33 protein-coding genes are annotated in these 26,924 nt (G+C 60.6%); 11 read left to right on the top strand and 22 right to left on the bottom strand.

The features are described from left to right. From ccmI to FHX06_RS23395, 5 genes are all read right to left on the bottom strand, one after another. The coding region (ccmI, locus tag FHX06_RS23415; RefSeq protein WP_183881069.1) for a c-type cytochrome biogenesis protein CcmI at positions 1–737 on the bottom strand (737 nt) is incomplete at its 3' end. A gap of 99 nt (positions 738–836) precedes the next feature. Continuing rightward, a complete protein-coding gene (locus FHX06_RS23410) occupies positions 837–1,262 on the bottom strand; it encodes a hypothetical protein (protein ID WP_112970638.1) in 426 nt (141 codons plus the stop codon). 120 nt (positions 1,263–1,382) lie between these two features. Next, complete coding sequence (locus FHX06_RS23405) at positions 1,383–2,786, bottom strand: sensor histidine kinase (RefSeq protein WP_113117916.1); 1,404 nt, start codon at positions 2,784–2,786, stop codon at positions 1,383–1,385. After that, complete coding sequence (locus FHX06_RS23400; RefSeq protein ID WP_018114517.1) at positions 2,776–3,447, bottom strand: response regulator transcription factor; 672 nt, start codon at positions 3,445–3,447, stop codon at positions 2,776–2,778. The genes FHX06_RS23405 and FHX06_RS23400 overlap by 11 nt, the downstream gene beginning before the upstream one ends. A 53-nt stretch (positions 3,448–3,500) precedes the next feature. After that, the gene (locus FHX06_RS23395; RefSeq protein WP_018114518.1) at positions 3,501–3,749 is read right to left on the bottom strand and encodes a hypothetical protein; all 249 of its coding nucleotides are present in this window, start codon (positions 3,747–3,749) and stop codon (positions 3,501–3,503) included. Between the two features lie 285 nt (positions 3,750–4,034). On the opposite strand from FHX06_RS23395, the gene FHX06_RS23390 reads away from it, so the two are divergent. Beyond that, positions 4,035–5,249 (top strand): MFS transporter, encoded by a 1,215-nt coding sequence (locus FHX06_RS23390; protein WP_183881067.1) that lies wholly within the window; start codon positions 4,035–4,037, stop codon positions 5,247–5,249. A gap of 160 nt (positions 5,250–5,409) precedes the next feature. Here FHX06_RS23390 and FHX06_RS23385 read toward each other — a convergent pair whose 3' ends face one another. The 4 genes from FHX06_RS23385 to FHX06_RS23370 all read right to left on the bottom strand — a co-directional run bounded on the left by FHX06_RS23385 (position 5,410) and on the right by FHX06_RS23370 (position 7,872). Beyond that, positions 5,410–5,598, bottom strand: a complete 189-nt coding sequence (locus FHX06_RS23385) for a hypothetical protein (RefSeq protein ID WP_162728633.1) — start codon at positions 5,596–5,598, stop codon at positions 5,410–5,412. Between the two features lie 208 nt (positions 5,599–5,806). Beyond that, entirely contained in the window at positions 5,807–6,118 is a 312-nt protein-coding gene (locus FHX06_RS23380; protein WP_113017156.1) for a Dabb family protein, read from the bottom strand. Positions 6,119–6,262: 144 nt separating this feature from the next. Further along, entirely contained in the window at positions 6,263–7,207 is a 945-nt protein-coding gene (locus tag FHX06_RS23375) for a YeeE/YedE thiosulfate transporter family protein (protein ID WP_312866592.1), read from the bottom strand. 137 nt (positions 7,208–7,344) lie between these two features. After that, positions 7,345–7,872, bottom strand: coding sequence for a YkgB family protein (locus tag FHX06_RS23370; protein ID WP_183881065.1), 528 nt, complete (start codon positions 7,870–7,872; stop codon positions 7,345–7,347). Between the two features lie 265 nt (positions 7,873–8,137). On the opposite strand from FHX06_RS23370, the gene FHX06_RS23365 reads away from it, so the two are divergent. Further along, a complete protein-coding gene (locus tag FHX06_RS23365; protein ID WP_183881062.1) occupies positions 8,138–8,707 on the top strand; it encodes a TetR/AcrR family transcriptional regulator in 570 nt (189 codons plus the stop codon). A 51-nt stretch (positions 8,708–8,758) separates the two neighbouring features. Here the strand turns inward: FHX06_RS23365 and FHX06_RS23360 are convergent, their stop codons facing one another. From FHX06_RS23360 to FHX06_RS23330, 7 genes are all read right to left on the bottom strand, one after another. Continuing rightward, complete coding sequence (locus FHX06_RS23360; RefSeq protein ID WP_183881088.1) at positions 8,759–9,985, bottom strand: NADH:flavin oxidoreductase/NADH oxidase family protein; 1,227 nt, start codon at positions 9,983–9,985, stop codon at positions 8,759–8,761. Positions 9,986–10,131: 146 nt separating this feature from the next. Beyond that, positions 10,132–10,770, bottom strand: a complete 639-nt coding sequence (locus tag FHX06_RS23355) for a hypothetical protein (RefSeq protein ID WP_183881060.1) — start codon at positions 10,768–10,770, stop codon at positions 10,132–10,134. Between the two features lie 383 nt (positions 10,771–11,153). After that, positions 11,154–11,720 (bottom strand): TetR/AcrR family transcriptional regulator, encoded by a 567-nt coding sequence (locus FHX06_RS23350; protein ID WP_113146338.1) that lies wholly within the window; start codon positions 11,718–11,720, stop codon positions 11,154–11,156. A 16-nt stretch (positions 11,721–11,736) separates the two neighbouring features. Then, positions 11,737–12,198: a DUF1348 family protein gene (locus tag FHX06_RS23345; RefSeq protein WP_112970625.1), complete on the bottom strand. Its 462-nt coding sequence runs from the start codon at positions 12,196–12,198 to the stop codon at positions 11,737–11,739. A gap of 215 nt (positions 12,199–12,413) precedes the next feature. Further along, positions 12,414–12,782: a DUF983 domain-containing protein gene (locus FHX06_RS23340; RefSeq protein WP_112970624.1), complete on the bottom strand. Its 369-nt coding sequence runs from the start codon at positions 12,780–12,782 to the stop codon at positions 12,414–12,416. 375 nt (positions 12,783–13,157) lie between these two features. Then, positions 13,158–14,561 (bottom strand): PLP-dependent aminotransferase family protein, encoded by a 1,404-nt coding sequence (locus FHX06_RS23335; RefSeq protein ID WP_183881058.1) that lies wholly within the window; start codon positions 14,559–14,561, stop codon positions 13,158–13,160. 106 nt (positions 14,562–14,667) lie between these two features. Further along, entirely contained in the window at positions 14,668–16,077 is a 1,410-nt protein-coding gene (locus FHX06_RS23330) for a PLP-dependent aminotransferase family protein (protein WP_409564433.1), read from the bottom strand. A 108-nt stretch (positions 16,078–16,185) separates the two neighbouring features. Between FHX06_RS23330 and FHX06_RS23325 the strand changes: the two genes are divergently transcribed. The 5 genes from FHX06_RS23325 (at position 16,186) to FHX06_RS23305 (ending at position 19,380) form a co-directional block, all read left to right on the top strand. After that, positions 16,186–17,049 (top strand): DMT family transporter, encoded by an 864-nt coding sequence (locus FHX06_RS23325; protein ID WP_112547455.1) that lies wholly within the window; start codon positions 16,186–16,188, stop codon positions 17,047–17,049. Between the two features lie 45 nt (positions 17,050–17,094). Further along, positions 17,095–17,808: a class I SAM-dependent methyltransferase gene (locus FHX06_RS23320; protein ID WP_183881054.1), complete on the top strand. Its 714-nt coding sequence runs from the start codon at positions 17,095–17,097 to the stop codon at positions 17,806–17,808. Between the two features lie 83 nt (positions 17,809–17,891). Then, on the top strand, positions 17,892–18,575 hold the full coding sequence (locus FHX06_RS23315) for a glutathione S-transferase family protein (RefSeq protein ID WP_183881052.1): 684 nt from the start codon (positions 17,892–17,894) through the stop codon (positions 18,573–18,575). Further along, positions 18,575–18,919, top strand: coding sequence for an ArsR/SmtB family transcription factor (locus tag FHX06_RS23310; RefSeq protein ID WP_112970618.1), 345 nt, complete (start codon positions 18,575–18,577; stop codon positions 18,917–18,919). Before FHX06_RS23315 ends, FHX06_RS23310 begins: the two co-directional genes overlap by 1 nt. Then, positions 18,919–19,380 (top strand): SRPBCC domain-containing protein, encoded by a 462-nt coding sequence (locus FHX06_RS23305; RefSeq protein ID WP_183881050.1) that lies wholly within the window; start codon positions 18,919–18,921, stop codon positions 19,378–19,380. The genes FHX06_RS23310 and FHX06_RS23305 overlap by 1 nt, the downstream gene beginning before the upstream one ends. On the opposite strand, the gene FHX06_RS23300 is transcribed toward FHX06_RS23305, so the two are convergent. Continuing rightward, on the bottom strand, positions 19,367–19,987 hold the full coding sequence (locus tag FHX06_RS23300) for a CGNR zinc finger domain-containing protein (RefSeq protein WP_183881048.1): 621 nt from the start codon (positions 19,985–19,987) through the stop codon (positions 19,367–19,369). The genes FHX06_RS23305 and FHX06_RS23300 overlap by 14 nt on opposite strands. 159 nt (positions 19,988–20,146) lie before the next feature. On the opposite strand from FHX06_RS23300, the gene FHX06_RS23295 reads away from it, so the two are divergent. Genes FHX06_RS23295 through FHX06_RS23285 form a run of 3 tightly spaced genes read left to right on the top strand, consistent with a single transcriptional unit; the run spans position 20,147 to position 22,549 of the window. Beyond that, a complete protein-coding gene (locus FHX06_RS23295) occupies positions 20,147–20,857 on the top strand; it encodes an alpha/beta fold hydrolase (RefSeq protein ID WP_183881046.1) in 711 nt (236 codons plus the stop codon). A gap of 56 nt (positions 20,858–20,913) precedes the next feature. Then, positions 20,914–21,753 carry an alpha/beta fold hydrolase gene (locus FHX06_RS23290; RefSeq protein ID WP_183881044.1) on the top strand — a complete coding sequence of 280 codons (840 nt, stop codon included), beginning with the start codon at positions 20,914–20,916 and terminating at the stop codon, positions 21,751–21,753. Between the two features lie 25 nt (positions 21,754–21,778). Continuing rightward, a complete protein-coding gene (locus FHX06_RS23285) occupies positions 21,779–22,549 on the top strand; it encodes an SDR family oxidoreductase (protein WP_183881042.1) in 771 nt (256 codons plus the stop codon). A gap of 6 nt (positions 22,550–22,555) precedes the next feature. On the opposite strand, the gene FHX06_RS23280 is transcribed toward FHX06_RS23285, so the two are convergent. The 4 genes from FHX06_RS23280 to FHX06_RS23265 all read right to left on the bottom strand — a co-directional run bounded on the left by FHX06_RS23280 (position 22,556) and on the right by FHX06_RS23265 (position 24,114). Beyond that, entirely contained in the window at positions 22,556–22,930 is a 375-nt protein-coding gene (locus FHX06_RS23280; protein ID WP_112970612.1) for a VOC family protein, read from the bottom strand. A 7-nt stretch (positions 22,931–22,937) separates the two neighbouring features. Then, positions 22,938–23,114 carry a hypothetical protein gene (locus FHX06_RS23275; protein WP_183881040.1) on the bottom strand — a complete coding sequence of 59 codons (177 nt, stop codon included), beginning with the start codon at positions 23,112–23,114 and terminating at the stop codon, positions 22,938–22,940. A gap of 113 nt (positions 23,115–23,227) precedes the next feature. Beyond that, positions 23,228–23,662, bottom strand: coding sequence for a DUF1801 domain-containing protein (locus FHX06_RS23270; RefSeq protein ID WP_183881038.1), 435 nt, complete (start codon positions 23,660–23,662; stop codon positions 23,228–23,230). An 11-nt stretch (positions 23,663–23,673) separates the two neighbouring features. Next, positions 23,674–24,114: a DUF1801 domain-containing protein gene (locus FHX06_RS23265; RefSeq protein WP_183881036.1), complete on the bottom strand. Its 441-nt coding sequence runs from the start codon at positions 24,112–24,114 to the stop codon at positions 23,674–23,676. Between the two features lie 165 nt (positions 24,115–24,279). On the opposite strand from FHX06_RS23265, the gene FHX06_RS23260 reads away from it, so the two are divergent. After that, positions 24,280–25,902: an ABC-F family ATP-binding cassette domain-containing protein gene (locus FHX06_RS23260; RefSeq protein ID WP_183881034.1), complete on the top strand. Its 1,623-nt coding sequence runs from the start codon at positions 24,280–24,282 to the stop codon at positions 25,900–25,902. Here FHX06_RS23260 and FHX06_RS23255 read toward each other — a convergent pair. Further along, the gene (locus FHX06_RS23255; protein ID WP_183881032.1) at positions 25,899–26,852 is read right to left on the bottom strand and encodes an SDR family NAD(P)-dependent oxidoreductase; all 954 of its coding nucleotides are present in this window, start codon (positions 26,850–26,852) and stop codon (positions 25,899–25,901) included. The two genes, FHX06_RS23260 and FHX06_RS23255, sit on opposite strands and share 4 nt — an antisense overlap. Positions 26,853–26,924: the final 72 nt, after the last annotated feature.

Genomic DNA, 26,924 nt, shown 5'->3' with positions numbered 1-26,924 from the left:
TCGAAAGCGCTCCGCGCCTCTTCCGGCTGACCCGCCTGCTCCATGCTCAGGGCAATGTAGAAACGTGCACGCGGATTGTTCGGCTCTAGGGAGAGCGACTGTTCGAGCAGCTTGCGCGCATCTTCCGTCACCACACCTTCTGAGACCGCCATCAGCGTTTCGGCAAGACCGTCGAGACGCGCGGGGCTCGGGCCGAGCAGGCGGATAGCGTTGCGATAGGCGGTCTCGGCATCGGAAACGCGCATGGTGCTGAAATAGATCGGCGCCAGCACATCCCAGCCCTTGCCGTCGTCAGGGTTCTGCGCCAGATGCCGTTCCGCCTTGGCGACGAGGACGGCCATGTCATTGCCGGGATTGGCAAGCCGTGCCTCCAGCGGCTGCGACGGCAGGTCGGGCCTGCCGGTATTCATATAAAGACAGAGCCCGATGACGGGCAGAAGCAGCACGATGAAGGCTTCGGTCAAGCGGTGATGCCGCGCCGGCTTGCGCAGTTCGGCCGGAGCAGCACCGGAAACGGCGATCAGCCGCCGGCCGATTTCGGCGCGCGCATATTCGGCCTCATCGGCGCTGATCAGTCCGCCCGAGAGATCCCTGTCGAGTTCGCGAAGCTGATCGCGATAGACAGCCGCTTCACCGGCGTGCGTATCCTCCACCGTCTTTGCTCCACGCAAAAGAGGGTAAAGCAGAATGGCGGCAACGGCCGCCGTCAGGACGGCCACGAGAATCCAGAACAGCATATTGGCCCAAATACTTGAAGCGCGCCCTCATTCCAACTGCCAATGCCGTGTTGACGAAGATTTGAGGCTTTTGGCCGCAAGGATAGCGGGAAAAAGAGATCAACCGAGCGGCGACCAGGTGCCGTTTTCGTTGCGACAGGCGACACCGCGCGCCAGCGTATCCTTGCCGTCGGCAGTGACCGTATGGGTGTACTGGCGGCAGTTCTGCGAACCGACCTGATAGGGCGCTGCGGCCACGACGCTGCCATTGGCGTCTCGGCCGGTCCAGGTGACCGGCTGGCCGACGGCGGCTCCTTCCAGGGCGCGATATTCGGCTTCCAGCGCCCGCTGCTTGTCGCTGTCGCTGAGTTCCACACCGGTGCGGCCGACGATGCCACCCTGCAAAGCGGAAATGAAAGCAGCGGAAGCCGGGGGCTTGCCGCCGAAGAGACCGCGCGTTGTGGCGCCCTTCGTCGTCGTGCAGCCAGAGAGCGCAACGGCGACGAGAAGGGAAGAAACGATCATGCCTTGCGAACGTAGAGTCATTGCAATCGAACCACGATCAGGGGTGAAATAACAGCCGATCGAAGTGCAGAGTCCCCGTGTCAGCATTAAGGCAAAGCATGCTATACATTTGCCACTATCTTTGTGACATCAAGCAGTTGCTCATGCAACATCCTTTGTCACACCCGGCAGGATAAGCTTGGCCTTGAGCCCGCCCCACTCTCCGCGGGAGAGTTCCAGCCGACCCTGGTATTCATTGGAAATTTCCGTGACGATGGAGAGACCAAGGCCTGTTCCGGGCTTGCTCTCATCCAAGCGCCGGCCGCGTTTCAGCGCCTCGCGGATCTGATCGGGCTCCAACCCCGGACCGTCATCCTCGACGGCAAGCTCCACCCAATGTTTGCGGGCGCTGGCTTCCGTTCCCTTCACGTCGTCACCGGCTTCGACTGCCGAGAGGCGCACCTTGCTCCTGGCGAAACGGGCGGCGTTTTCGAGGAGGTTGCCAACCGTCTCCTCGAGGTCCTGCTGTTCCATGGCGACGGCGAGATGCGGCGGCTGGACGATCAGCTCGAACTCGGTCTCGACATTCAGGCGACGCATGACACGCACCAGCCGTTCGAGCGCCGGTTCGGCATCGGTGCGCGCAAGCACGGATTCGCGTTGGGCGGCGATGCGCGCGCGGTTGAGATAGGTTTGCACCTGTCCCTGCATGGCCTCGGCCTGATTGCGCACGAGGTCGCCATGCGAGCGCTCCAGCACGCGCGCTTCATTGAGCAGCACGGCAATCGGCGTCTTCAGGGAATGGGCGAGATTGCCGACCTGCATGCGGGCCCGCTCGACAATGCGGCGGTTGCTGTCGATCAGCGCATTGACCTCATTGGCAAGCGGCAGGATTTCGCGCGGGAAATCACCCTTCAACTGCTCGCTTTCGCCGGCGCGGATGCGCTCGAGAGCGGCGCGCGCCTTATCCAGCGGCTTGAGGCCGTAGAGAATGGCGAGAGCGTTGACGATGAGACTGCCGACGCCGAAGCCTGCCAGCGCAAGATAGAGACGATGGGAGAAATTGCGGACATCGTCTTCCACGACATCGACATTGCCCGTCACGCGGAAGCGTGCGGCGCGGCCATCGGTGTCGAGCACCACTTCGGTTTCGGCCACCTGTACCCGGTTCCCGGAGGCGTCCGTCACCTGATAGTAGCGTTCATAGTTCTTGTCGAAGGGTGCTTCGACGACAGAGAGTACCGGGATCGTCGCAGACCCCAGCGAGGGCGAGACGAGCGGCGCGGTCGTATAGGTACCGAGCGGCTCGACCACCCAGTACCAGCCTGTCTTCGGCTGGGCGAAACGCAGGTCGCCGAGCTGCGGACTGCCTGACAGCGCGCCCTGATCGCCGATCGTGACGGAATTGATGACGTTGTAGAGCTGCGCGCGCAGCAGGTCCTGAAAGCCGCGCTCCGCGCTGCGCCTGTAGAGCGTCGAGATCAACAGGCCGATCACCACCAGCGCCACTGTCGACCAGACCGTGGTCAGAAGCAGCACGCGTGCGGTGAGCGACTTAATTCGCATTGGTCGGCGCTTGGATGCGGTAACCGAGACCGCGCACCGTTTCGATCAGATCGACGCCCATCTTCTTGCGCAGGCGGCCGACGAAGACTTCGATCGTGTTGGAATCACGGTCGAAATCCTGATCGTACATATGTTCGACCAGCTCCGTACGGGAGACCACCTCGCCCATGTGATGCATGAGATAGGCAAGCAGGCGATACTCATGCGAGGTAAGTTTCAGGGTGACGCCGTTGACGATCGCCTTGGAAGTCTTGGTGTCGAGGCGCACCGGGCCGCAGACGATTTCGGAGGAGGCATGGCCGGCCGCCCGGCGGATCAGCGCCCGGATGCGGGCCAGCACTTCCTCGACATGGAAGGGCTTGGTCACATAGTCGTCGGCGCCCGCGTCGATGCCGGCCACCTTGTCGCTCCAGCGGTCGCGGGCGGTCAGAATCAGCACCGGCGTCGTGCGGCCTGCGCCACGCCATTTTTCAAGGACAGTCACACCATCCATCTCGGGCAAACCGATATCGAGGATGATCGCGTCATAAGGCTCGGTGTCGCCGAGAAAGTGGCCCTCCTCGCCGTCGAACGCCTGATCGACGACATATCCCGCCTCTTTGAGCGTGTCGCTCAGCTGCCGGTTCAGATTGACGTCGTCTTCGACTACCAGAATGCGCATCGCTTCGCCTTCTTCCGCTGCAAATCACTGGAACCTTGATAAGCCGATTCCGCTTACATCGGAACCTTTACCGTCACCTTGCGCGGACGCTGGCCGTTACCCTGAACGAGAACAGTTATGATGCAGCTATTGCCCACCGGCTGCACGGAGAGAAGCTGGCCGCCCGTCTCGTCCACGACCTGCTGGGCTGCGGCGCTGCAATCGCCCGCCACACGCAGGACAAGCGTGTGTGTATCGTCCGGTGAGGGCGCCGAAACCGCCAGGCCGGCGGCCAATGCTGCGACGCTCAGAGGAGAGGCCATGTGCTGTGCTTTCAATGTAATGCCAACTTGCCCAGACTATGTACTCAAGCGACCTGAATGGCAAATGAATGCACGGCTATGCAGGTTTTTTAGAACAATTCTCGACTATTGCGCGAAATATACCTGATTTCCGAATGATGGCCGGAAACTGTCGTAATGTATTCCTCCGCAACGAAAATCCCGACATCGGTCGGACCGGTGGTGGATCTGTTCGATCGAGCCTTTCACCAGCAGGTTGAAGCTGCTATCGCTTGACGCGTCTTCATTCATTTCATTTCAAAATCCATGCAAAAATCATTTTCGCTCCGTACGGCGCAGACGGTTGGCGTGCTCGCCGTCACCCAGCTTATCGGCTGGGGAACCACCTTCGACATGCTCGGCGTCATGGGACGCGTCATCGCGCCATCGCTTGGCCTTCCGAATGAGGCAATCTTCGCCGGCCTGACGATCATGATGATCATCAGCGCCTTCGCCGGCCCTGCGACCGGGCGCTGGCTCGGCCGCTATGGCGCGGCAAAGGTCCTGGCCGGCTCGTCGATCACCTTTGCGATCGGGTTGCTGCTGCTGGCCGCCACCACGAATGTCATCCTTTATGCCATTGCCTGGGTGGTAATCGGGTTCGGCGGCGCGCTCGGTCTCTCGGCGCCCTGCTACACCGCCGTCGTGGAGCGCGAGGGCGTGAACGGCAAGCGCGTCATCGCCATCCTCATGCTGTTCACCGGTCTTTCGGCCACCATTTTCTGGCCGATCCTGACATTGCTCAACGAAAACTTCGGCTGGCGCATCACCTTCGTCGTCAGCGCCGGCCTGCAATTCTTCATCTGCCTGCCGCTGCACCTCTTCGCCCTGCCGAAACCGGTCGCAAGCCATACACAGGGAGCCGCCGCCGAAATGCCACCGGTGGCGCTTTCGCCGGCCGACCGGCGCAAGGCCTTCCTGCTGATTGCCGTCTCCACCACGCTCTGCACCTTCATCACCTTCGGCGTCTCGCCGTCGCTGCTCGAAATCTTCCGCCAGTCCGGCGCATCGCCGGCCCTTGCCCTGCAGCTTGGCTCGGCCCGCGGCGTGATCGGTATCTCGGCGCGTGCGCTCGACATGCTGCTCGGCAAGCGCGGCAATCCGATCCTGACATCGGTCATGGGCGCCAGCCTGATGCTTTTCAGCTTCCTGATGCTCTTCGTCGTGCCGCCGTCGGCGCCGCTGCTCATCACCTTCGTGCTGCTCTACGGTTTCGGCTCCGGCGTGCTGGCGGTGGCGCGTGCGCTGCTTCCGCTCGCCCTTTTTTCGGCCAGGGAATACGGGCTGCAGACAGCCCGCCTGTCGATGCCGCAGAACCTCGCCAATGCGATCGCGCCCGTCATCTTCACCGCGGTTCTCGACCGTGCCGGCGCCGGTCCGACGGTGATCATATGCGCAGTGCTTGCGGCCATCGCCCTGGTTTTCGTTTTGATGCTGATGGCACTGGTGCGTGGCGCAAGACCGAGCGTCCAGCCAGCCTGACCGACAGGAGAAGCCCATCCCATTTGCCGGCGGCCGGCTCGTCTTCCAAGGCCGGCCGTTTAAATCTGTTGATTATGATGTCCCCACAACCAGCGGAGAACCGGCGCCCTGCCCTCGGCGCAGGAAGCCCGGTCAGTCGGCACCAAAGACTGCAAATCCGTTAAGCTTCTGAATCATTTGCAGCTTTTTCCTCAATGGTTGATTCCGGCTCTTGACAGATTGATTCATCGGCAACCGGCGCAGCATCCAATTTCTCCCTATCCATTTGAATATGAATAAGAATTTTCAAAATGAGCCTTAAATGCGGTGTTTTGGGCGCTAAGTCATTGATCCTGAATAAGTGATCCACTTTGCCTCAAAACTTCGCGTAAAGAATTTCAAAATCAGAGGCAGCCTTTGCTGAAATCGAATTCAAAAAGAAGTTTTGGCCTTGGATGCATCACTTAAACAGAATCAATGACTTAGCCGATAAATCACGGCAAATATGCCGGAGGCTAAAAATACTTATTCATTTTCAACGGGATAGGCCTTTCGCCGAAGCGGCGCGGTCGCCATCGTCAATGCTGCAGGGGCGTAGTGACTGCCTTATCGCTATCGAAATCGGCCGCAGTCCTGGTATCGCGGAGCGGCTTTACCGTGCGTGTCGAGAGATCATAATCGGGATGCGACTTGTAGGCGGCGAGTGCTTCCTCACTCTCGAATTCGCCGTAGACGACAAAATCGACAGCATTGCCCCACTGGTCGGTCTTGACGTTTTCGCCGATCTCCAGCTTCAGCGCATGCGGGATACCCGTCAGTATCGAGAGCCCCCTGCGCACTGCCTCGCGGTTTTCCTCCGGCACGGTGAAGAAGACGATATGGCGGATCACGCGGAACACTCCTGGGGCAATTCTCTGAGCCTGGGCTCTCAAGGCCGGCAACCGGGCGATAACACGCGCCGCCCGGGCCTTCAACCGGGCTACAATGTCGCGTCACTGACCAACAAAGCTTGAGCCGCACGGGCGAGCCTGATGTTACGACCAAGATCGCGCTGCTGAACCAAACCCAACGATCAGCGCGGCAAGCGCCGCAACCATAAGAAGGTAGGCGATTAGGGCCTGCCACGCTCCCATCGGGAGGCCGACGAGCAGCAGGGTGTCGTTTCCACCAGGGATAAGGAGCGCCCCAAAGCCCATCAGCATCCCGCCCGTTATCCTTCGCGCCACACTTCCCCATGTCGGCCAGGTTAGCGAAAAGCGATGTCCGCGAATTCTCGCCGAAACGAGACTGCCTCCGAACATGCAGACAAAAATGAGCGAACTCGTCACTGGGATCGAAAGCATCGATCCAATCGAGGTGGTGATCGAGAAGCGGGGGGCAAACTCTGACAAGGTGGCCGAAGTTATGCCGATCGTACCCATTGCTAGCGTCAGCCGCCGAAAGTTCGTCTCGGATCTGAAAGAGACGCCCAGTCTTAGAAAGAGAAATACGGACAGAACCACGAGCAACGCTCCGAGCGCAAGCGGCGGTGCGGCGCTGATCGGCATCGGTGCCGGGCGGAACTCGAGCGCAAAGTCGAGGGAGAGGATGACCAGAATACCGAGGAACGTGAAGCCGAACTCCAGGTCCCCGTTGCCAAAGTGCCCGACCGATCCAAAGACGCAGGCACCGTTCACGTATACGCCGACGCCAAAGAGGATGGCTGCGCTGACCATATGAAGCAAAGGAGACCATTCAGCATGCATGGTCGGCAACGTATCGAGGACAATATATCCGACGCCAGCCCATACCGCGCATTCGGCCAAAGCAAGAAATCGTGCAGGTCGGCGCTCGGAAACCAGCTCGGTCGTAGCGATGAAGGTGCAGATCGAACCGTAGTTCATCGCGAAGCCGAGTACGAAGCTCAGCGTACCGATAACGCTGAAACCCGCCCATGTCTCGAAACCTGCTGGCTCCGCACCGCCGGGCAATCCGTCCACAGCACCAATCCTCCGTTCAGAAAAGAAGATCGCGCTTCGCAGAATGGCACGAGTTTCGATTTCAGTGAACGGCGAACGCCCCGATCCGAGCTAGATCGGGGCGTTCGCACCAAAGGCTAACTGCCGGGCTCTCGGATCTAGGCTCTGGCGGACCGGATCGCGAGAAGGGAATCCATTGCAATCCAAAGGGATAGCGCTAGTAGCCCGACGTCCTTGAGCAGGAATTGTCCAGGAGCGACGGAAATGGCCGGGAACCCGAGCTCGGGAACAATCACGCCAGGGGTCGTCACCATGAAGCTGATGGTGGTGACGAACAGTCCCGAAGACAGGACGCCTCCCAATAGCGAGTAGACCGGGCTAATGAACCTTGCTGCGATCAGTGCGCCGATGCTCAGTTCCAGGACGCCAAGAAAGCTCGAAAAACCTCGAACACTGAAGATCGCATACATCCAGCTTACAAGGGCGCTGTTACTGACCAGATCGACGAGTCCCTGCGCTTCGTAGGCTGTAAATTTCATGCCGCCGAACCAGGCATAAATCACGGTGATCGAGACATAGAGGCCGGCGGTTGTCGCCGAACGGCCATAGGTATCCGCCAGATGCAAGATGCCGAAGGTGCTCCTGGACTGCGGCTGCTTGCCGAGACGATTGATAGCTTGGGTCATTTCCTTCTCCCATTGAATTGATCTCCGGAGGTTCCTCGCCTCCAAGGAAAACGATACAAATCTGTATCGTTAGTAACGAAATACTACAGAACTGTATCGTTTCCAAATCACGAAAGCGCGATCCTCAGCGCCCTTCGATAGTGCAGGCATGCGAGCCGCCTTGGCAGAAGTGGCGCCTAAAGGAATCTTCCTGCGCTTGCGCGTTGCCATTGGTTGCTGGAATACCTAATTGTCGCTACAGATCAGTTCTGTTTGAGGAGTGACAATGCGGCGATCAGAGATCAGGGACCATCTTCTTGAAACGGCCCTCCGCCTTTTCAACCAGAAGGGCTATCAGGCAACGGGGGTTGATTTGATCATTGCGGAAAGCGGCGTCGCGAAAACGACGTTGTATCGGCACTTCGAGACGAAGGAGGATCTGATCGTTGCCGCGCTCGAGCGGCGCGACGAGGAGGATCGCCGTGAGATGCGGGAGTTTGTGGAAAAGCGTGCCAGTGATCCGGCAGAGCGGATTTTATTGACGTTCGACTTTCTGCAGCTCTGGTTCAAGGACAAGGACTTCAGGGGTTGCAGCTTCATGGCGGCTACCGGAGAACACAAGGACATCGTCGATCCCGTGTTTCGTGCCGCCAGCATGCACAAGCGCCTGACGCTCGCCTATTTAGAAGAACTTGCTCATGCCGCACGGTACCGTGATCCCAGACGCGTGGCGGACGAAATCAATATTCTTCATGAGGGAGCAACGGCCGTAGCCCAAGTGGTTCGCACAGCGGAGCCCGGCCGCCAGGCGAAACGGATGGCCGCGGCTATCCTCGCGACGATGGAACGTGATTAGTCAGAAACCAGTATTCGCTCCATCCGCCAGATAGGGCTGGCGTCGTCGGCTTCAACTGCTTCCGGCTGCCTCGTTGGCAAAGTGAGCCAGCCAGACTTTTGTTCGATGCTTGTCCCGTTCCGCATAGTCGCGGACGGCCTGTTCGAGGCCGCTGGAATCGGGTGGATCGTTGTCAGCACCGATCTCGGCGAGCCGCATCGTGTACCATGCGGTGATCCCACCCTCCGGAGCGTCTGGGAACCTGGGAAAGGACGGCTCCGATTTCTGGTCTTCTTTCCAAAGATTGGGAAGAGAAGGCTCAAGGACGAGCGCGCGCGCAAGACCGACAATGTCAATGGCACCGCATGTCACGGCGTCTTCAGCCTGCCCGCGGGTCTTGAAACCGCCTGTCAGCATAAGAGGCTTGGTTGTGACAGCGCGTGCGCGTTTCGCGAAATCGAGGAAGTAGGGTCCCCGGCCCGCCCTGTCGGAGGCTGATTTTGCGCCAGGAAAGTAAGTCCCGCCGCTGATATCGATCAGGTCGATCGAAGATCGGTCCAGCGCCGCCACCACGTCGAGCGCGTCATCTTCGTCGAACCCTCCTTCCAGTTCGTCCGAAGAATTCAGTTTCACGGCGATCGGGAAAGCCGGCCCGACAGCGACCCGGGTGGCTTCGATAACTTCCAGCAGAATCCGCATACGATGGGCGATCTCCCCTCCGTACGCATCGCGCCGCCTGTTGAACAGCGGTGAAAGAAACTGGCTCAGCAGAAATCCATGTGCCGCGTGAATCTGCACACCGCCAAACCCGACCTGCTGCGCTAGCCGGGCTGTCGTTGCATATTGCGAGGGCAATCGGCCTAGTTCCTTCAATGTGATTTCCGCGCAACGCAGGCCCTGGAGGTCGAAAGCACTCGGACCCCTCGGGTTGCTTGTCGGTGCATAGGCAAGGGCTCCAGCGTGACCGAGTTGCAGCCAGAGCTTGGTGCCGTTTTCGCTGCCGTGCAGAGCAAGTTTCTTGAACTGTTCGAGGTCCGATGCTTCGTTGAGCACCAGGCTACCGGGGTTCTCGGCATAGCCGGAGGTAAGCTGGACCTCTCCGATTATGGATAGGGCCAATCCACCTTCGGCCCAGCGTTGATAGAGCCTCATCTGCGCAGCGGTCGGATGCCCCGTTCCGTCGCCCAGTGAATCCGACATCGCTGATTTTGCAATTCGATTACCAAGGGTCAAACCGCAAGGCAGCTGAAGCGGTTCAAACAGTGGCCCACGACTTTGCCTTAGAGCTCTCACGACCATTACCCTCGACATTCAATTTATCGCTGAAAACCGGCGGCAGGACAATGTCAGTTGCATCGTCGCGATAGTGTGTTGGCTAGCAGTTGGAAGTCGTCAGCCTCCCAGCAGTTTCGACTCGCGAGGCTCGCCGCCCTGAGGCGTTGAGATCAAGTCGATAAACCGCATTGCTCCATGCTGATCGCCGCGAGGAAGGTTTGCGCATAGTCGGCGAGCTTCTCGGCCCTGTCGGTGCCGTTGACGATGCGGCGCGCGTTGACCCAGTCTTCCCTTTCCTCGTTGAGGTGATCGCAAAGCCGGTGACTGTTGAAGCTGCCGCGCAGCATGCCCTCGATCAGGATCGTCACAGCCGGCGCCATTTCCATGGCGCGATCGGGATGAGCGACGAGATCGATGCCGGTTACCTCGCTCATCGCCTCATAGTTTCTCTTGTGGGTGAGCTGCACCAGCCCGCGGCCGAGCCAGCATTTGCCGTCCTCATCCGCCCGCCAATAGGGCGACTTCACCCAGGAGAGCCGACCCGAAGCGAAGGCGGTCTCGAGAATTTCCACGGCGCGCGAATCGCTCGTCGCCAGCGTCTCGCGTACAGGCTGCATGGTGTAAGCAGTCTCATGAAATGCGGTCGCTAATATATAGGCCAGCCAGCGCCGATCAGCGGTAGCCAAATTCGCGTTCCAGTAGTCGAGTATTGCGTTCATGCCTTCGATCTGGGCCGGCGTGAGGCTGCCCTTGAACAGGCTGTGCTGCACAGTGTCGAAGAAGGATTGCCGGTCGAGTGGGACGTTCATGATGCTTTTCTCCGAGGCCTGCTGTGGTTAATGTCCGCTTAATCGATTGAAATTTTTTTAATCGTTTCAAGTGTGACCGGGGTAGATTTACACGCTGTTTTTCTTGTGCGATGCCTCCAACCGCAAGCACACTCTTGCTGAGGAAGAGAGGGACACGATGCCGACCACCGCAGAAACTCCGACCAAGATCCCCCAGCACGTCGTCGACCAGATGGAAAACGAATGGCGCCAGGTACGCACGCAACGCGAGAATCCGCGCCCGGTCCGTCTGCCCTCCCAGAACGACTCTTAAACACAATCCTGACGAGTGAGGATGTCCTGAACCCCTCACTCGCAGCCTTCTGCATTGGCGTCATCTGCGCTCCAGCCGCGGCGGCCACGGACTATTCCCCATGTCTCGTCGCAGCCAGCCTGACGGCCAATCGACCTAGGGTCCTGCGGAACATATCCTTGTCATCCAGCGCCCGCGAGAGCACCAGCGCGCCCTGAATGCCCGAAACGGCTTCTTCGGACGCGGCAAGCGCGACATCCTCGGCGTAGCCGGCGCGGATCAGTGCCTGGCGCAGCGCCTCGATCCAACGGACGAAATAATCCCTGATGACGGGCGAGAAGCGCTGCCGCGTTTCGTCCAGCGCAAAGGCGCCGACGAGGCAAATGCGGCTGCCGGAGCGGAAATAGTCCATTACATTGTCCCACATCGCATCGATCGCCGCCCCGGCATCGTCACGGCGCAGCGGCTCGTAGATGGCGCGTTCGAACCAGCCGTCGACATCGGCAAGGACGGCCGCCGCCATCTCTTCTTTCCCGCCAGGAAAGAAATGATAGAGGCTGCCCTTGCCGATGCCGGTGCGCTCGGTAATGCGGCTCAACGTCGTGCCCTCGTAGCCGAGCTCGCGGAAGATCTCTGCGAGCAGCGGCACGACATCAGCACGTTCATAAACGGTCTTCACAGTTCACCTTGAGGCCTCAAAGGCCGAGGTCGGAAAGGCCCGGATGGTCATCGGGCCGCCGGCCGAGCGGCCAGTGGAACTTGCGATCCGATTCCTTGATCGGCAGATCGTTGATGCAGGCGAAACGGCGCTGCATCAAGCCCTCCGCATCGAATTCCCAATTCTCATTACCATAGGAGCGGAACCAGTTGCCGCTGTCATCATGCCATTCATAGGCAAAACGCACGGCAATGCGATTGTCGGTGAAAGCCCAGAGTTCCTTGATCAGCCGGTAATCCAGCTCCTTTGCCCACTTGCGTGTCAGGAAAGCGACGATCTCGGCACGGCCCGTCACGAATTCGGCGCGGTTCCGCCACTGGCTGTCTGGCGTGTAGACGAGCGAGACGCGCTGCGGATCGCGGCTGTTCCAGCCATCTTCGGCAAGGCGAACCTTCTGGATTGCAGTTTCACGGGTGAAGGGAGGAAGCGGTGCAGGCATATCTGGTCTCCTTGATGAATCTGTACCTATTGTTATTCATTGTACTGATCGGTACAGAAAATGCAATGGACTTGAATACCGGGCTCCTGCGGCATTTTGGCTTCGGAGAAATCCGGTGACGGCCCGGGCAGCAAAAAAGGCCGCTCGCTTTCCGAACGGCCTTTCATTGTGAAGGGTCAGCATGCCTGACAGTAGCAGACCTTGGCAGCCTGAGATCAGGCGAGCTTGCCCTCTTCGGCCTTATAGAAATACTGGCTTGCGACCAGCCATCCCTTCAGCGGTCTCAGCGGCGGAATACAGGTGGCGAACATGAAGGGGCCGGTGACCAGCAACTGCACCCAGAGCGGCGCAGAGAAGGCAACTTCCAGCCATACGCCGAGCAGCACGCTCGGCACGCAGGCAAAGCAGATGACGAAGAAGGCAGGCCCGTCAGCCGGATCGGCGAAGGAATAATCCAACCCGCAGACTTCGCATTCCTTCTGCAGCGTGAGGAACCCCTTGAACATATGCCCCTGTCCGCAGCGCGGGCAGCGGCCCCGGATGCCAGTCTGCATGGGAGGGAGAGGAGGATATTCGGCGTCCATGGCGATCTCGCTTTTCGACTTTGCGAGGCATCAGGAAATCCATTCAATGCCTCATAATGAATGCATACAATATAATTACATTGAAAGGGAATTGCCAGTCCATTAGCCAGAATGACGCAGAGATCTTTTGGGTTAGGCTCATGGGGCGCGAGGGAGGGAAGATCCAATCTTAACCGGACGAGATTGCGCGCTTGCCAAAAGCCCCTCCCCAACCCTCCCCACAAGGGGGAGGGCTAACTTGTGGCGCCCCTTCACTCCTTCCGAAACACCGAATAAGTGACAGCCGAGCGCGGCAGATTAAATCCCTCCCCTTGCGGGGAGGTTTGGGGCAGGGTCTTTATTGATTGAATTGAAGGCGTTAGGCGGAGCAACGGCTCAGAAGAAAGACGCCGACATTTCCGGCGGGCCTTCCAGCGCATGGGCCATGAAGTCCAGTGCGCCCTTAAGCATCTCGCGGCCGATCGGACCACCCAGGCAAACACGGACGGCTTCGGGTGCTGCACCTTCCACCGTGAAGGCGTCGCTCGCGACTACACCGATGCCTGAAGAGCGCATGTGGCTGCCGAAAGTGGAGCGGGTCCAGCCATTGGTGAGCGGCAGCCAGATGTTGAAGCTAATCGGATCGGCTTTGTAGCTGCCCTCGGGGAGGATATTCGCCACCATCTGCTGGCGAGCACCTGCCTCGGCGCGAATGAAGCGCAGGATCGTGTCCGCCGTACCATCCTCGATCCAGCGCGTCGCGAGCGCAACTGATATCGGCGAGGCCATGACATTGTTGGCGCGCATGGCGCTGACGAAGGGCCAGATCGCCTTGGTGTCCGGCGCCACCACATAGGCCAGCCGCAGGCCGGCGCCGATACATTTGGCGAGGCCGCCGATATGCCAGGTGAGATCAGGCGCGATTGCGGCCAGCGGCGGCGGGCCGTGCAGCGGGATGAAGCCATAGGCATCGTCCTCGACAACGGGCACGTGATATTTGCGGGCGACGGCAGCGATTTCCTCGCGGCGCTTTTCCGGAATGGTCAGCGTCAGAGGGTTCTGCAAGGTTGGATTGAGATAAAGCGCCTTCGGCTTCAAGCGCTCGCAGGCTTCTCCAAAGGCATCGGGCAGGATGCCCTCTTCATCCATCGGCAGACCCGAGAGATTGAGGCGCAGCTGGGCGGCGATCGAGCGCATGCCGGGATAGGTGATGTTTTCCGACAGCACGGTTTCGCCAGGCTTTGCCAGAAGGCCGAAGATCGCCAGCAGCGCCGGATGCGCGCCTGGTGTCACGAAGATGCGCTCCTGCGAGGGCAGTAGGCCGCGGCGTGCAAGCCAGGTGGCAGCGGCCTCCTTGTCCATGCCGGAACCACCAAATCCCTGATAGCGCAGCAGCGGGATAAGATTGGCGGCCACCGCCGACATGCCTTCGCGCATGCGTGTCAGAAGTTCCGGATCGTCAGGCTCGGGCGGCAGGTTCATCGAAAAATCGATTACGGATGTCCGGCGCGGATCCGGCGCAGCATCCGCAAAAAGGTCGCGCCGTTCCCTACCCTGCCCGCCCGTCACGAAGGTGCCGCGGCCGACATGCGAGTCCACCAGCCCACGCTTCTGCGCCTCCACATAGCCGCGCGCAACAGTCGTGAAATCGATGTTGAGGCGCTTTGCGAGTTCGCGCTGCGGAGGAAGCCTGTCGCCCGCTGTCAGTGCGCCGTTTCGCAAATCCATCTCGATCAGATCGGCGATCGCCATGTAACGGGGGCTCGAAGAGCGGCTGAGGTCTGGATGCCAGTCTTTCATGTCGTAATCCGCAATGCGCATCCGGACTGATACGGCCGGCCGAAATTGACTGTATATTGTTGGGCGGCGATCCTGTCATCCTAAAACATCGGCATGCGACAGCGTATCACTCAGCGGACCGTTCCGCCTGCCTAAGCGCATCCCTAAGCACATCAAATACCCTGCTTTCCAGCGTCTGCGAGACATTGAAGCGCATGAAGCCGGTGGCGGATTGCGACAGGCTGAAGGCGTTGCCCGGCGCGAGTACGACATTCCGGGCAAGTGCTGCACGCGCGACCGCCGCGGCATCCAGACCATCCGGCAGATGGCACCAGAGGAACATGCCGGCCTGCGGCTCCAGCCAGGGGCGAATGCCCAGTGATTTCAGCCGGGTTGCCACCTCGAACATCGCCTTCGAGAGGCGGCTGCGCAGGCCCTCTGCATGTTTGCGATAGCTGCCGTCGCTGAGCACACCAAGCACCAGTTCGGCATTCAGCCGGGCGCCGCCGAATGAGGTAGCGATCTTGAGGTCGATCAGGCCTTCGATCCATTCCGGCCGTGCGGCGATGAAGCCACAGCGGGCGGCGGCCGAGAGCGTCTTGGAGAAGCTGCCGATATGGATGACACGATCGAGGCCGTCGAAGGCAGCAAGGCGTGGTGCCGGCATCAGTTCGAAATCAGCGAAAATATCGTCCTCGATGATGGTGAGGCCGTGTTGTTCGGCAAGCTTCAGGAGCCGGTGCGCCGTAACCGGCGAGAGCGTGGCGCCTGTCGGATTGTGGATTGCGGAATTGGTGATGTAGAGGCGCGGCCGGTGCTCGGTAAGCGCTGCGGCGAAGAGCTCGATATCGGGGCCGGAGGGCGTATAGGGAACGCTGACGACCTTGGCGCGGTGGGCTCTGAGCAGGGCATGGAAATTGAAATAACAGGGGTCATCCACCAGCACGGTATCGCCGGGCTCGATCAGGAAACGGCAGAGGAAATCGATCGCCTGCGTGCCGGATTCGGTGAGCATGACCTGGTCCGGCGATGCCTCGATGCCGCGCTCCGCCGCGCGGCGTGCGATCAGCTGCCGCAGCGGCTTGAGGCCAAGAGGCGCGCCGTAATCGGAGAGGCTTGCGGCATCGGCGCGCGACAGGGATCGAAGGGTTCGGCGGATCGCCTCTTCCGGAAGCCATGCAGGCGGCAGCCAGCCGCAGCCGGGTTTGAGGTCGCTTTCCTGCGCCTCCAGCGATTGCCGCGATACCCAGAAGGGATCGACGGCGCGGTCGAGCTTCGGGCCAATATCGGCGAGCGAGAGCGGAGCCGTCTGGCTCGCGACATAGAAGCCGGAGCCGGGGCGCGAGAGGATCGCGCCTTCGGCGACCAGCCGCTCATAGGCATCGACCACGGTCGAAGCCGAGACTTTCAAGGTTCCCGACAGGCTGCGGATCGAGGGCAGCTTGGCGCCGGGTGTGAGGCTGCGGCCGGCGATGCGCTGGCGGATGGTCGCCATGACCATGCCGACCCGGCTGCCTGCCTGTATCTGTTCGTCCATCCGTACTGGTTCCCTAACCATAACAGTTTCAGAAAACTGTATCGAACTGTGGCTGGCAGCGCCAGTGCGGAAAGCGGATAAGCATGGGGCAAACAAAGGAGTGCCTACATGGATCGCACAGCGACCGGATGGATCAATGGTTTTATCGGCGTGCTCATTTTCAGCGGATCGCTGCCTGCCACACGCGTGGCCGTCATGCAGCTCGATCCGGTTTTTCTGACGGTGGCCCGAGCGGCGATTGCCGGCATCCTGGCGCTCTGCCTGCTGATCGTCTTTCGGGAAAAGCGTCCTTCGCGGCAGGATCTCATCTCGCTCGTCGTCATAGCGCTCGGCGTCGTCGTTGGCTTCCCGCTGCTGACGGCGCTGGCGCTGCAGCATGTGACCTCGGCGCATTCCATCGTCTTCATCGGCCTATTGCCGCTCGCAACCGCAATCTTCGGCGTCATCAGGGGCGGCGAGCGGCCGAAGCCGGCTTTCTGGCTCTTCTCGCTGCTCGGCAGCGCGCTTGTGGCCGGTTTTGCGCTGATGCAGGGGCTGACCGCCTCGCCTGTTGGCGATGCGCTGATGCTCGGCGCGATCATCGTTTGCGGGCTCGGTTATGCCGAGGGTGCGCGGCTGTCGCGCCGGCTTGGCGGCTGGCAAGTGATTTCCTGGGCTCTGGTGGTATCGTTGCCGGTCATGATCGTCGCGGCCATCGCCTACCGGCCGCCGAGCTTTGCCGAGATCCAGACGCCGGCCATGCTAGGCCTTGCCTATGTCTCACTCTTCAGCATGCTGATCGGCTTCATCTTCTGGTATCGCGGCCTTGCGCAGGGCGGCATTGCCGCTGTTGGCCAATTGCAGCTGCTGCAGCCCTTCTTCGGCCTGGCGCTTGCCGCCACATTGCTGCGGGAAACGGTGAGCTGGTCCATGCTCGCGGTGACGGTTGCCGTCATTCTCTGCGTCGCCGGGGCGCGCAAGTTTGCGAAATAGCCCCACGAATTGACAGGCCAGAAATCATGTACTAATAAAAGTTACATGAAGAACGGTGATCATCCTGGCCACTCCCCGTCTCACACGGCGGCATCTGCCTTCAGCGGCGATGCCGCCAAATCCTATCTCGAAGGTCCACCACGACAGGTTCCCGGCTTTTCAAGCCTGCACCGGATGGCGGCGTTGCTGATGGCAGAGCGCATGCCTGACGATGGTCGCGCTCTTGTCCTCGGCGCCGGTGGCGGGCTGGAGCTTAAAGCCCTTGCCGAGGCACATGCGAGCTGGACTTTCGACGGCGTCGACCCCTCCGCCGACATGCTGCAACTGGCGCGGCAGGTCGCCGGAGAGTACGGCGGCCGTATCGGTTTTCATCAGGGCAACATTGATGTCGCGCCCGAGGGACCGTTCGATGCCGCCGTTTGTCTCCTGACGTTTCACCATATCCCGATCGAGCAACGACTTGAAACCCTTTTGCAAATTCGCCGCCGCCTGAAGCCCGGCGCGCCCTTCGTGATTGCGCATATGAGCTTTCTCCAGAGCGAGCCGGAGCGATCGATCTGGATCGATCGGCATCTCGCCTTTGGCGCCATCGATGGAACAGACCCCGCCCGCGTCGAGAATGCGCGCAAGGCGATGCGTGAAAGGCTGCATATCCTCGCACCCGAGGAAGAGGAGACCATGTTGCGCGAGGCGGGCTTTTCGGGTGTCGCGCTTTTCTACACCGCCTTCAGCTTCAGGGGATGGGTGGCTTACGCATAAAAACTTTCCGCTATTGGAAAGTATCTTGCCGTACCATCACGGCGACGCTATAGTTTCCTCAGTTGGAAACTATAGGTGGATTAATGACACTGACGCTTTATCTTCATCCCCTCGCCTCCTTCTGCCATAAGGTGCTGATTGCCCTTTATGAAAATGGGACTGCGTTTGACGCGGAGATCGTCGACTTCGGCAATCCGGAGTCGGCCGCAGCGTTGCTCGACAAGTGGCCGGTCGGCAAGATTCCGATTCTGGGTGATCGGGCAGCGGGGCGCACGATACCGGAAACGAGCATCATCATAGAGTATCTGCAGGCCCACTATCCGGGGCCGGTGCGGCTTCTGCCCGATGATCCGGGGGCGCAGATGCAGGTGCGGCTCTGGGACCGGTTTTACGATCTCTATGTCAGTGTGCCGATGCAGAAGATCGTCACCGACAGGATCCGGCCGGCAGATGCTCATGATCCGCATGGCGTGATGGAAGCGAGGACGATGCTTGATCAGGCCTACAAGATGATTGACGCCCACATGCAGGAAAAGCGCTGGGCAACGGGAGATGATTTCACCATGGCCGATTGCGCGGCCTTGCCCGGATTGTTCTTCGCCTCCATCGTGCATCCGTTCACCGGGGAGCAGCAGGCGCTTTCCTCCTATCTGGAGCGTCTGTTACAACGTCCTTCCGTCAAACGCGTGCTGTCGGAAGCGCAACCCTATTTTTCGATGTTTCCCTATCGGGAGGCGATGCCCGCGCGGTATCTTGAGGCAATGTAATGGCAGAACCGGCGCCAGCCGAATTCGACCGGATGTTTCAGGCGCTTGCCGATCCCTATCGGCGCAGCTTCATTGAGCAACTTGCCAGGGGACCGGCCTCCGTCACGGAACTGGCAGAGCCCGCCGATGTCGGTCTGCCGGCCGTGCTGAAACACCTGCGCATTCTCGAGGAAAGCGGCATCGTCATTTCGGAAAAGATCGGCCGCGTGCGCACCTATCGCATGCAGCAGCAGGCCTTCGGCGCCATCAACCGGTGGCTCGAGCAGCGACAGGCCGAAATGCATGCCGCCTTCGACCGCCTAGCCCTGCTGATGGCGGAAACCCCTGAGGAAAAGGATCACTGATGGGTGTCACCGTCAATCATCGGACGTTCGTCATCGAGCGCGACCTGCCTGGTAGTGTCGGGCATGCCTTCCGCTTCTGGTCGGACCACCAGCTGAAGCGGCGCTGGACAGCGTGTCATCCCGACTGGCAGGTGATGGAGGATCATTTCGACTTCGCGATCGGCGGAGCCGAGCGCATGACATGGCGCATGCCTGATGGGACCGAGCAGGCGATGCGCGCCCACTATCTCGAAATTCACCCGCGCGAACGCATCGTCTATGCCTATACGATGCTGACGGCAGGCAAGAGCATCTCCTCGTCGCTGGTCACGGTGGAATTTACCGGACGCGGCGCCACGACGCTGATGACCTTTACCGAGCAGGCCGTCTTCGGAGACCCCAAAGACGGCGATATCAGAGAGGGCGGCACGGGTATCGGCTTTGACCGGCTTATCGAAGAAATGAAGGTTACGCCTGCCTGATCCGGTCGCGGTGTGCGGCCTGCTTGGCGCGGTTGCCGCACATTGCCATGCTGCACCAGCGCCTGCGGTGACCACGGGTATGGTCGGCAAACAGCAGGGTGCAGACCGGCCCCTCGCAAGCTTTCACATTGGAAAAATCCTCGGAGCAGACAAAGCGCCCGAGCGCCTCGCCGACCGGTAACAGCAATGCTTCCGGCGAACGCCATTTGCGCATCGGCCGGAACTCGAAAACCTCGCCTTCTTCCGTCTGGCGCGCCACGATACGGCTGAAACCCTCGTCACGTTCAAGCAGGCGGTTCAGCGGCTCCAGTTCGGCCAAAGCCTGGGGCTTCAGCTGCTTTCCCTTATGCTCGCGGACAAAAGCTCGGAACCATTCGCGCAGATTGCGCGCCTGATCGGCGACCTTGTCGAGTTCCCCCGGCAATGCCTGGGCGCGCAGGCTTTCAAGCGTCTCGTGCGGGACGAGGTTTGCCTGTTCCAGCCAGCGCAACAGGCCCTCCCCGTCTTCTATCCAATCAACAGGCGTGTCGACAGGCGTCGCCACCGAATTCAGGAAATCCAGTGCCAGCGCATCACCCAGAAACAGGGCGGGAGAGTGGTTATCCATGACAAGTCCTATTTCGGCTGCAGACCGTAACTGTACGGCAGCCCGTTTGAAAACGTGCCCCTTATGTAACCTGTCAAAAGCCTGTTGACAAGTTACGCCTCCACAGGATAACCGTTCTATATCGCTTTAAACGGTTACTTCGAAAAAGGGAGAAAGCAGATGCCGTCGCAATCGACTGATCAGCAGACTATGCATATCGTGCTCGTCCATGGGGCCTGGGCTGATGGCTCCGGCTGGGCCAAGATCATCGCGCCGCTTGCCGCCGACGGTTTTGCGGTGACGGCCGCACCGCTGCCGCTGACCTCCTATGCCGATGACGTCAAAGCCCTGGAACAGGCGCTGGACCGTTTGGACGGGCCGGTGGTTCTCGCCGGCCATGCCTATGCCGGAGCGGTTATCGCCGGCGTGCGGAACGAGAATGTGAAGGCACTGGTCTATGTTGCTGCACTGGCCCCGAATGAAGGAGAGACGGTTGCCGATGTCTTCTATCGCACTGAACTCGATCCGCGGGCGCCGCAACTGGCGCCCGACGAGAATGGACTGATCTATTACCCGCGTGAAGCCTTTGCCGCGGCCTATGCGCCGAACGCAACGGATGAAGAACTGGCGGTGCTCTCGGCCGTGCAGCGGCCGATTTCACCTGCCTGCATCACGGTACCGGTCGAGCGACCGCTCTGGAAGGATCGCCCTTCCTGGTTCCTGGTCGCCGAAGACGACCGGATGATCGCGGCCGCCAACCAGCACTTCATGGCCGAGCGTATGCAGGCGCTGCAGCGGCCCTTCGCTGTCGATCATACGCCGATGGTCACGGCACCGGACACGGTGCTGCAGGTCATCCGCGAGGCGGCGGCAACAGTGGCCGAAGCCTGAACGGCCGACATATCTCCGAACATATCACCAATCATCTCACTGAAGGAAACATGACCATGACCAAGATCAGCTATCGCAACACCACCGTCGACGGCATCAAGATCGCCTATCGTGAGGCCGGTCCCAAAGGTGCGCCGAAGCTCCTGCTGCTGCATGGCTTCCCGACCTCCGGCCACATGTTCCGCGATCTGATCCCGCTGCTTGCCGATCGCTATCACATCATCGCGCCCGACCTTCCGGGCTTCGGCCAGTCGGACGATCCCGCGGTCAACAGCTTCGACAGCATTGCGGACACGATCGACCGCTTCACCGAGATCGTCGGCTTCGATCGCTACGCCGTCTATGTCTTCGACTATGGCGCGCCAACCGGTTTCCGCCTGGCAGTGAAGCATCCGGAGCGGATCACGGGCATCATTTCGCAGAATGGCAACGCCTATGTCGATGGCCTCAGCGATGCGTGGAACCCGGTGCAGGCCTATTGGCAGGATGCAAGTACAGAAAACCGGGCCGTGCTGAAGGCGTTTCTGGGTCCGGAGACGACGATCTGGCAATATACGCATGGCGTTGCCGATCCGACCACGGTTTCGCCCGACGGTTATTCGCTCGACAATTTCTATCTCTCGCGTCCGGGTGCTGAAGATGTGCAGCTCGATCTCATGGGCGACTACAAGAGCAACGTGGCACTCTACCCGACCTTCCAGAACTACTTCCGCACCCACAAGCCGCGCTTTCTCGCGGTCTGGGGCAAGAACGACCCCTTCTTCCTTCCGCCGGGCGCAGAAGCCTTCGCCCGCGATATTCCTGATGCCGTGATCAAATTCTTCGACACTGGCCACTTCGCGCTCGAAACGCATGCGGACGAGATTGCCGCTGCGATCCGCGACTTCCTCGGTTGATAGGCCTGCAAAAAGGAGGGATATCATGTCCGACAGAGTAGCCATCATTACTGGCGCCAGCCAGGGCATCGGCCAGGCAACAGCCATCCGGCTTGCAAAGGATTTTTCCGCGCTTGTGCTCGTTGCCCGCAACAAGGCCAATCTCGCCGAGACCGCCAAGGCTGTCGAGGCGGCGGGCGCAAAAACGCTGGTCATCGATGCCGACCTTGCGGAACCGGCGGCGGCACAGGGAATCGTCGACAAGGCGCTTGCCGCCTTCGGACGGATCGATGCGCTGCTCAACATTGCAGGCGCCGTGCCGCAGATCGACGTGTTCGAGATGACAGACCGACAATGGGATGACGGCATGGCGCTGAAGCTGCATGGCGCACGGCGGCTGACCATCGCCGCCTGGCCGGCGCTGAAGGAAACGAAAGGTTCCGTCGTGCTGATGTCCGGTAACTCGGCGGTTTTTCCGAAGGCCGCCTATGCCGCCGTCGGCACGATCAATGCGGCGATATCTGCGCTCGCCAAGGCTTTCTCCGATCGCGGCATCGAGGATGGCGTGCAAGTCAACAGCGTGCTGCCCGGGCCGGTCATGACCGGGCGCCGCCGCAGCTATCTGGAGCACTGGGCGCCGTTGCACAACATGACGGCAGAAGAGGCGACGGCCAGGTTTCCGAAGGAAGCCGGCATTGCCCGCTACGGCGAGCCGGAAGAGATCGCCGAACTCATGGCCTTCCTCGTCTCGCCGGCTGCGCACTGGATGACCGGCACGACGCTGCGCATGGATGGCGGCGAGGTGAAGTCGGTCTGACGTGAACTAGTCGGAGGTGACACAGAAATTGTTGCCTTCGGGATCGTTCAGCACGGTGTAATCGGCCGTTTCGCGCACGAAAGTCGCGCCCAGGGATAACAGGCGCGCGACTTCCTTTTTCCGGTCGTCGACAGCTATATCGAGATGAACGCGGTTGCGAGCCGGACGCTCTCCCTTGCGAAGATGGAAGCAAAGGCGCGTGCCAGGCCCGTCGACCATCACCACCGGGTCGGTCTCGGGTGTCAGGCCGAGCGCTGCCAGACGCGCGATTTCATCGTCGTCGTAAGGCAGCACCGCGTAACCATCGAGCGCTTCGGCCCAGAAGCGGGCGACGCGGGAGGGCACATCGCAATCGATGACGATTTCCTTCAGCCGTCCCATGGGTCTCTCAGGAATTGCCGGAGCGGCGACGGACCGCACGCTCGGCGACCGCACCGCCCGCGACGGGCAGAAGTGCGAAAAGAACCAGTTGTGGCGTTCCTGTCAGCGTCAAAAGACTGGACAGGAAAATCGCGATGAGCATTCCGGCCAGTGCGCCCAGCAGATAGGGAAGGTAACCCTTCAAGAGAGCCTCCGTCTTATCGGGTTTTAATCGAAATCAGCTCGCAAGGTTCCACATAGCCCACTCCGCGGTGTCGGCAATGTCCAGTCGGGCCGGACCGCCTTTCGCCTGCAAAACTAGGCGCCTGCTTTCTTCGCCGCCGGTTTGCGCGCGGTGTTCAGCGCCACCGCGGCCTGCACCAGCGCTGTCAGGGCTGCCTCGTCGATTTTCTCGCCTTCGTGAATATCGATCGCGCGGCGCGTATTGCCTTCAAGGCTGGAATTAAAGAGCTTGGACGGATCCTCCACCGAAGCGCCCTTGGCAAAGGTCAGCTTGACGACGGTCTTGTAGGTTTCGCCGGTGCAGATGATGCCGGCATGTTCCCAGACCGGAACGCCGCGCCATTTCCAGGTCTCCTCGACCTCGGGATCGGACGCGCGGATGATCGCCCGGACGCGAGCGAGCGTTTCGCCCCGCCAGTCGCTCAACTCCTCGATCTTGGCATCGATGCGTTCGGAGGGAGACACTTCCTTCAGGTCCGTTTCCTTTTTTGTGGTCGCCGCTTTCTTCATGGTCTCTCTCCTTACATTTTCTCGCCGGGCAGCAGGCTTGCCTGTCTCACCCAATCGGCAATCTGTGCCTCATCGATCACGTCGTTCTCATGGATGTGGAAGTAGCGCGTTTCCGCAGTCCTGGATTCCTCGGGCGGCATGGGCTGCAGGGTGGCACCGCGGAAGAAGGCCAGCTTGATGTATCTGTTGAAACAGTGAACGCCGAGGAACCAGCCGTCACCCTTCATGCCGTAGAGCGGCGAGTTCCATTTGACGGCCTTGCGGGCATCGGGAACGGTTTGCATGATCAACGCATCGAGGCGACGGCCGACATCGCTTTTCCAGCCGGGCATGGCAGCGATATAGGCCTGCACCGGGCCATCGCCCTCGCCTTTGGCGATCTGCGGATTGCCGCCGGAAAGCAGCTTCGGTTCCGCTGGTTTTGCCGGCTTGGCTGATATCTTGTCGGTCATGGGCTCCTCCCCGTGGGGATAATAAGGAAGGATGTCTCGATTTCCAGTCGTGCGGAATGGACACAGGCTGCAAAGATCACAGCTTCATGACGCGGAAAACCTGCGACACGGCGGCAAACCCGTGGCATAAGGGCGCCAAAATTCTCCCAAGCTCCCGCGTAAGACATGATCCGTATAGAAAATATCAGCAAGCAAAACAGCCACCGCATCCTCTTCATCGAAGCTACCGCAGCCCTCAACAAGGGCGAGAAGATCGGTCTCGTCGGCCCGAACGGCGCCGGCAAGACCACGCTTTTCCGCATGATCAACGGCGAAGAGCTGCCGGATGAAGGCCAGGTCTCGGTCGAAAAACACGTCTCGATCGGCTATTTCAACCAGGATGTCGGCGAAATGGCCGGCCGCAGCGCGGTAGCCGAGGTGATGGAGGGCGCTGGCCCCGTCAGCATCGTTGCCGCCGAGTTGCGCGAGCTGGAAGCGGCCATGTCCGATCCTGATCGCATGGACGAGATGGAAGAGATCATCGAGCGTTATGGCGAGGTGCAGGCACGCTACGAGGAGCTGGACGGCTATGCGCTGGAAGGCCGCGCCCGCGAAGTTTTGGACGGCCTGAGCTTCAGCCAGGAGATGATGGACGGCGATGTCGGCGCGCTCTCGGGCGGCTGGAAGATGCGCGTGGCGCTCGGCCGCATCCTGCTGATGCGTCCCGACGTGATGCTGCTCGACGAACCGAGCAACCATCTGGATCTCGAAAGCCTGATCTGGCTGGAAGAGTTCCTGAAGACCTATGAGGGCGCGCTCTTGATGACCTCGCACGACCGCGAGTTCATGAACCGCATCGTCACCAAGATCATCGAGATCGATGCCGGCTCGCTCAACAGCTATTCCGGCGACTACGGCTTCTACGAGCAGCAGCGGGCTCAGAACGAGAAGCAGCAGCAGGCGCAGTTCGAACGCCAGCAGGCGATGCTTGCCAAGGAAATCAAGTTCATCGAGCGCTTCAAGGCGCGCGCCAGCCATGCCTCGCAGGTGCAGAGCCGCGTCAAGAAGCTGGAAAAGATCGAACGCGTCGAGCCGCCGAAGCGCCGACAGACGGTGGCCTTTGAATTCCAGCCGGCGCCGCGCTCGGGCGAAGATGTCGTCAACCTCAAGAACGTCCACAAGAAATACGGCAGCCGTACCATCTATGAAGGGCTGGACTTCATGGTCCGCCGCAAGGAGCGCTGGTGCATCATGGGCGTCAATGGCGCCGGCAAATCGACGCTTCTGAAGCTGGTGACGGGTACGGCCGAACCGGATACCGGCAGCGTGGCGCTGGGTGCCAGTGTCAAGCTCGGCTATTTCGCGCAGCACGCCATGGACCTGCTGGACGGCGAACGCACCGTGCTGGAATGGCTTGAAGATTCCTTCCCACTTGCCGGCCAGGCGCCGCTGCGCGCGCTTGCCGGCTGCTTCGGCTTTTCGGGTGATGATGTGGACAAGCGCTGCCGCGTGCTGTCCGGCGGCGAGAAAGCCCGCCTCGTCATGGCCCATATGCTGTTCGACCCGCCGAACTTCCTCGTGCTCGACGAGCCGACCAACCACCTCGACCTCGATACCAAGGAAATGCTGATCAAGGCGCTCGCCGATTTCGAGGGCACGATGCTCTTCGTTTCGCACGATCGCCACTTCCTGGCAGCCCTTTCCAACCGCGTCCTGGAGCTGACGCCTGATGGCATCCACCAGTATGGCGGTGGCTATACCGAGTACGTCGAGCGCACCGGTTATGAGGCGCCCGGCATCCACGCTTAACGGCTGAACGCGTTTACACCGGTCAATTCCGCCGAGAGCGCCCAGAGACGGGCAGCCTCGTCGGGATCGACGGCGTAGGCGCGCACACTGGTCTCCGCCCCGTCGTCGGAGATGGATGCGATATCGCAGTTGGCGCAGTACAGGCCGCCGAGGCCTGCAAGCTGTGGTGAGGTCGCGGCCCAGACCTGTGTTGCGGCACCCTGTTCGGGTGTCTTGAAGGTGGGGTCGATGGCATTGCCGTCAGCGTCGATCCAGCCGGCGGCGACCATATCCTCTTTCTCCAGATGCCGCTGCAGCGGCGTCAGGATCTTGCCGGGATGCAGCGAGAAGGCACGCGCGCCGGCATCCTTGCCCAGCCTGTCCAGATGTACGGCGAAGAGCGCATTTGCGGTCTTCGCCTGCCCGTAGGCCTGCCATCTGTCGTAGCCACTATTGAACTGGATATCGTCCCAGCGGATCGGCGTGATGCCGTGAGCGGCTGAGGAGACGGAGACGATACGGCCTCCTTTTGATATTGCCGGCCAAAGGCGATTGACGAGTGCGAAATGGCCGAGATGGTTGGTGGCGAGCTGCGCCTCCCAGCCCGGGCCTACCCGCGTTTCCGGGCAGGCCATGATGCCGGCGCTGTTGATGACGATATCGGCCTTGCGGCCGGAGGCCACGAAGCGTTCGGCAAACTGCCGCACGCTTTCGAGATCGGAAAGATCGAGCCTGTCGACCTCGATATTGGTGGTGCCCGAAAGCGCCTTGGCCGCCACTTCCGGCTGACGTGCGCCGACAAGCACATGGGCGCCGGCCCGCGACAGCGCCTTCGTCGTTTCCAGCCCGAGACCGGAATGGCCGCCGGTGACAATTGTCAGTTTGCCCGTGAGATCGATGCCGGCGAGAACATCGTCAGCCGTCGAGCGAGCGCCGAAACCGGAACCGATGGGGTGTTGTGCGTTTTCCATGGATGTCTCCTTCTCTATTTCGCCCGGAGACTAATACGGTGGCGGCCATACGATCTATGCGTTAGAGTCCAC

Source organism: Rhizobium sp. BK512, from assembly GCF_014194915.1.
Lineage (GTDB): Bacteria > Pseudomonadota > Alphaproteobacteria > Rhizobiales > Rhizobiaceae > Rhizobium.
The sequence above is the reverse complement of the archived record's forward strand: the minus strand, read 5'-3'. Positions and strand labels throughout refer to the sequence as shown.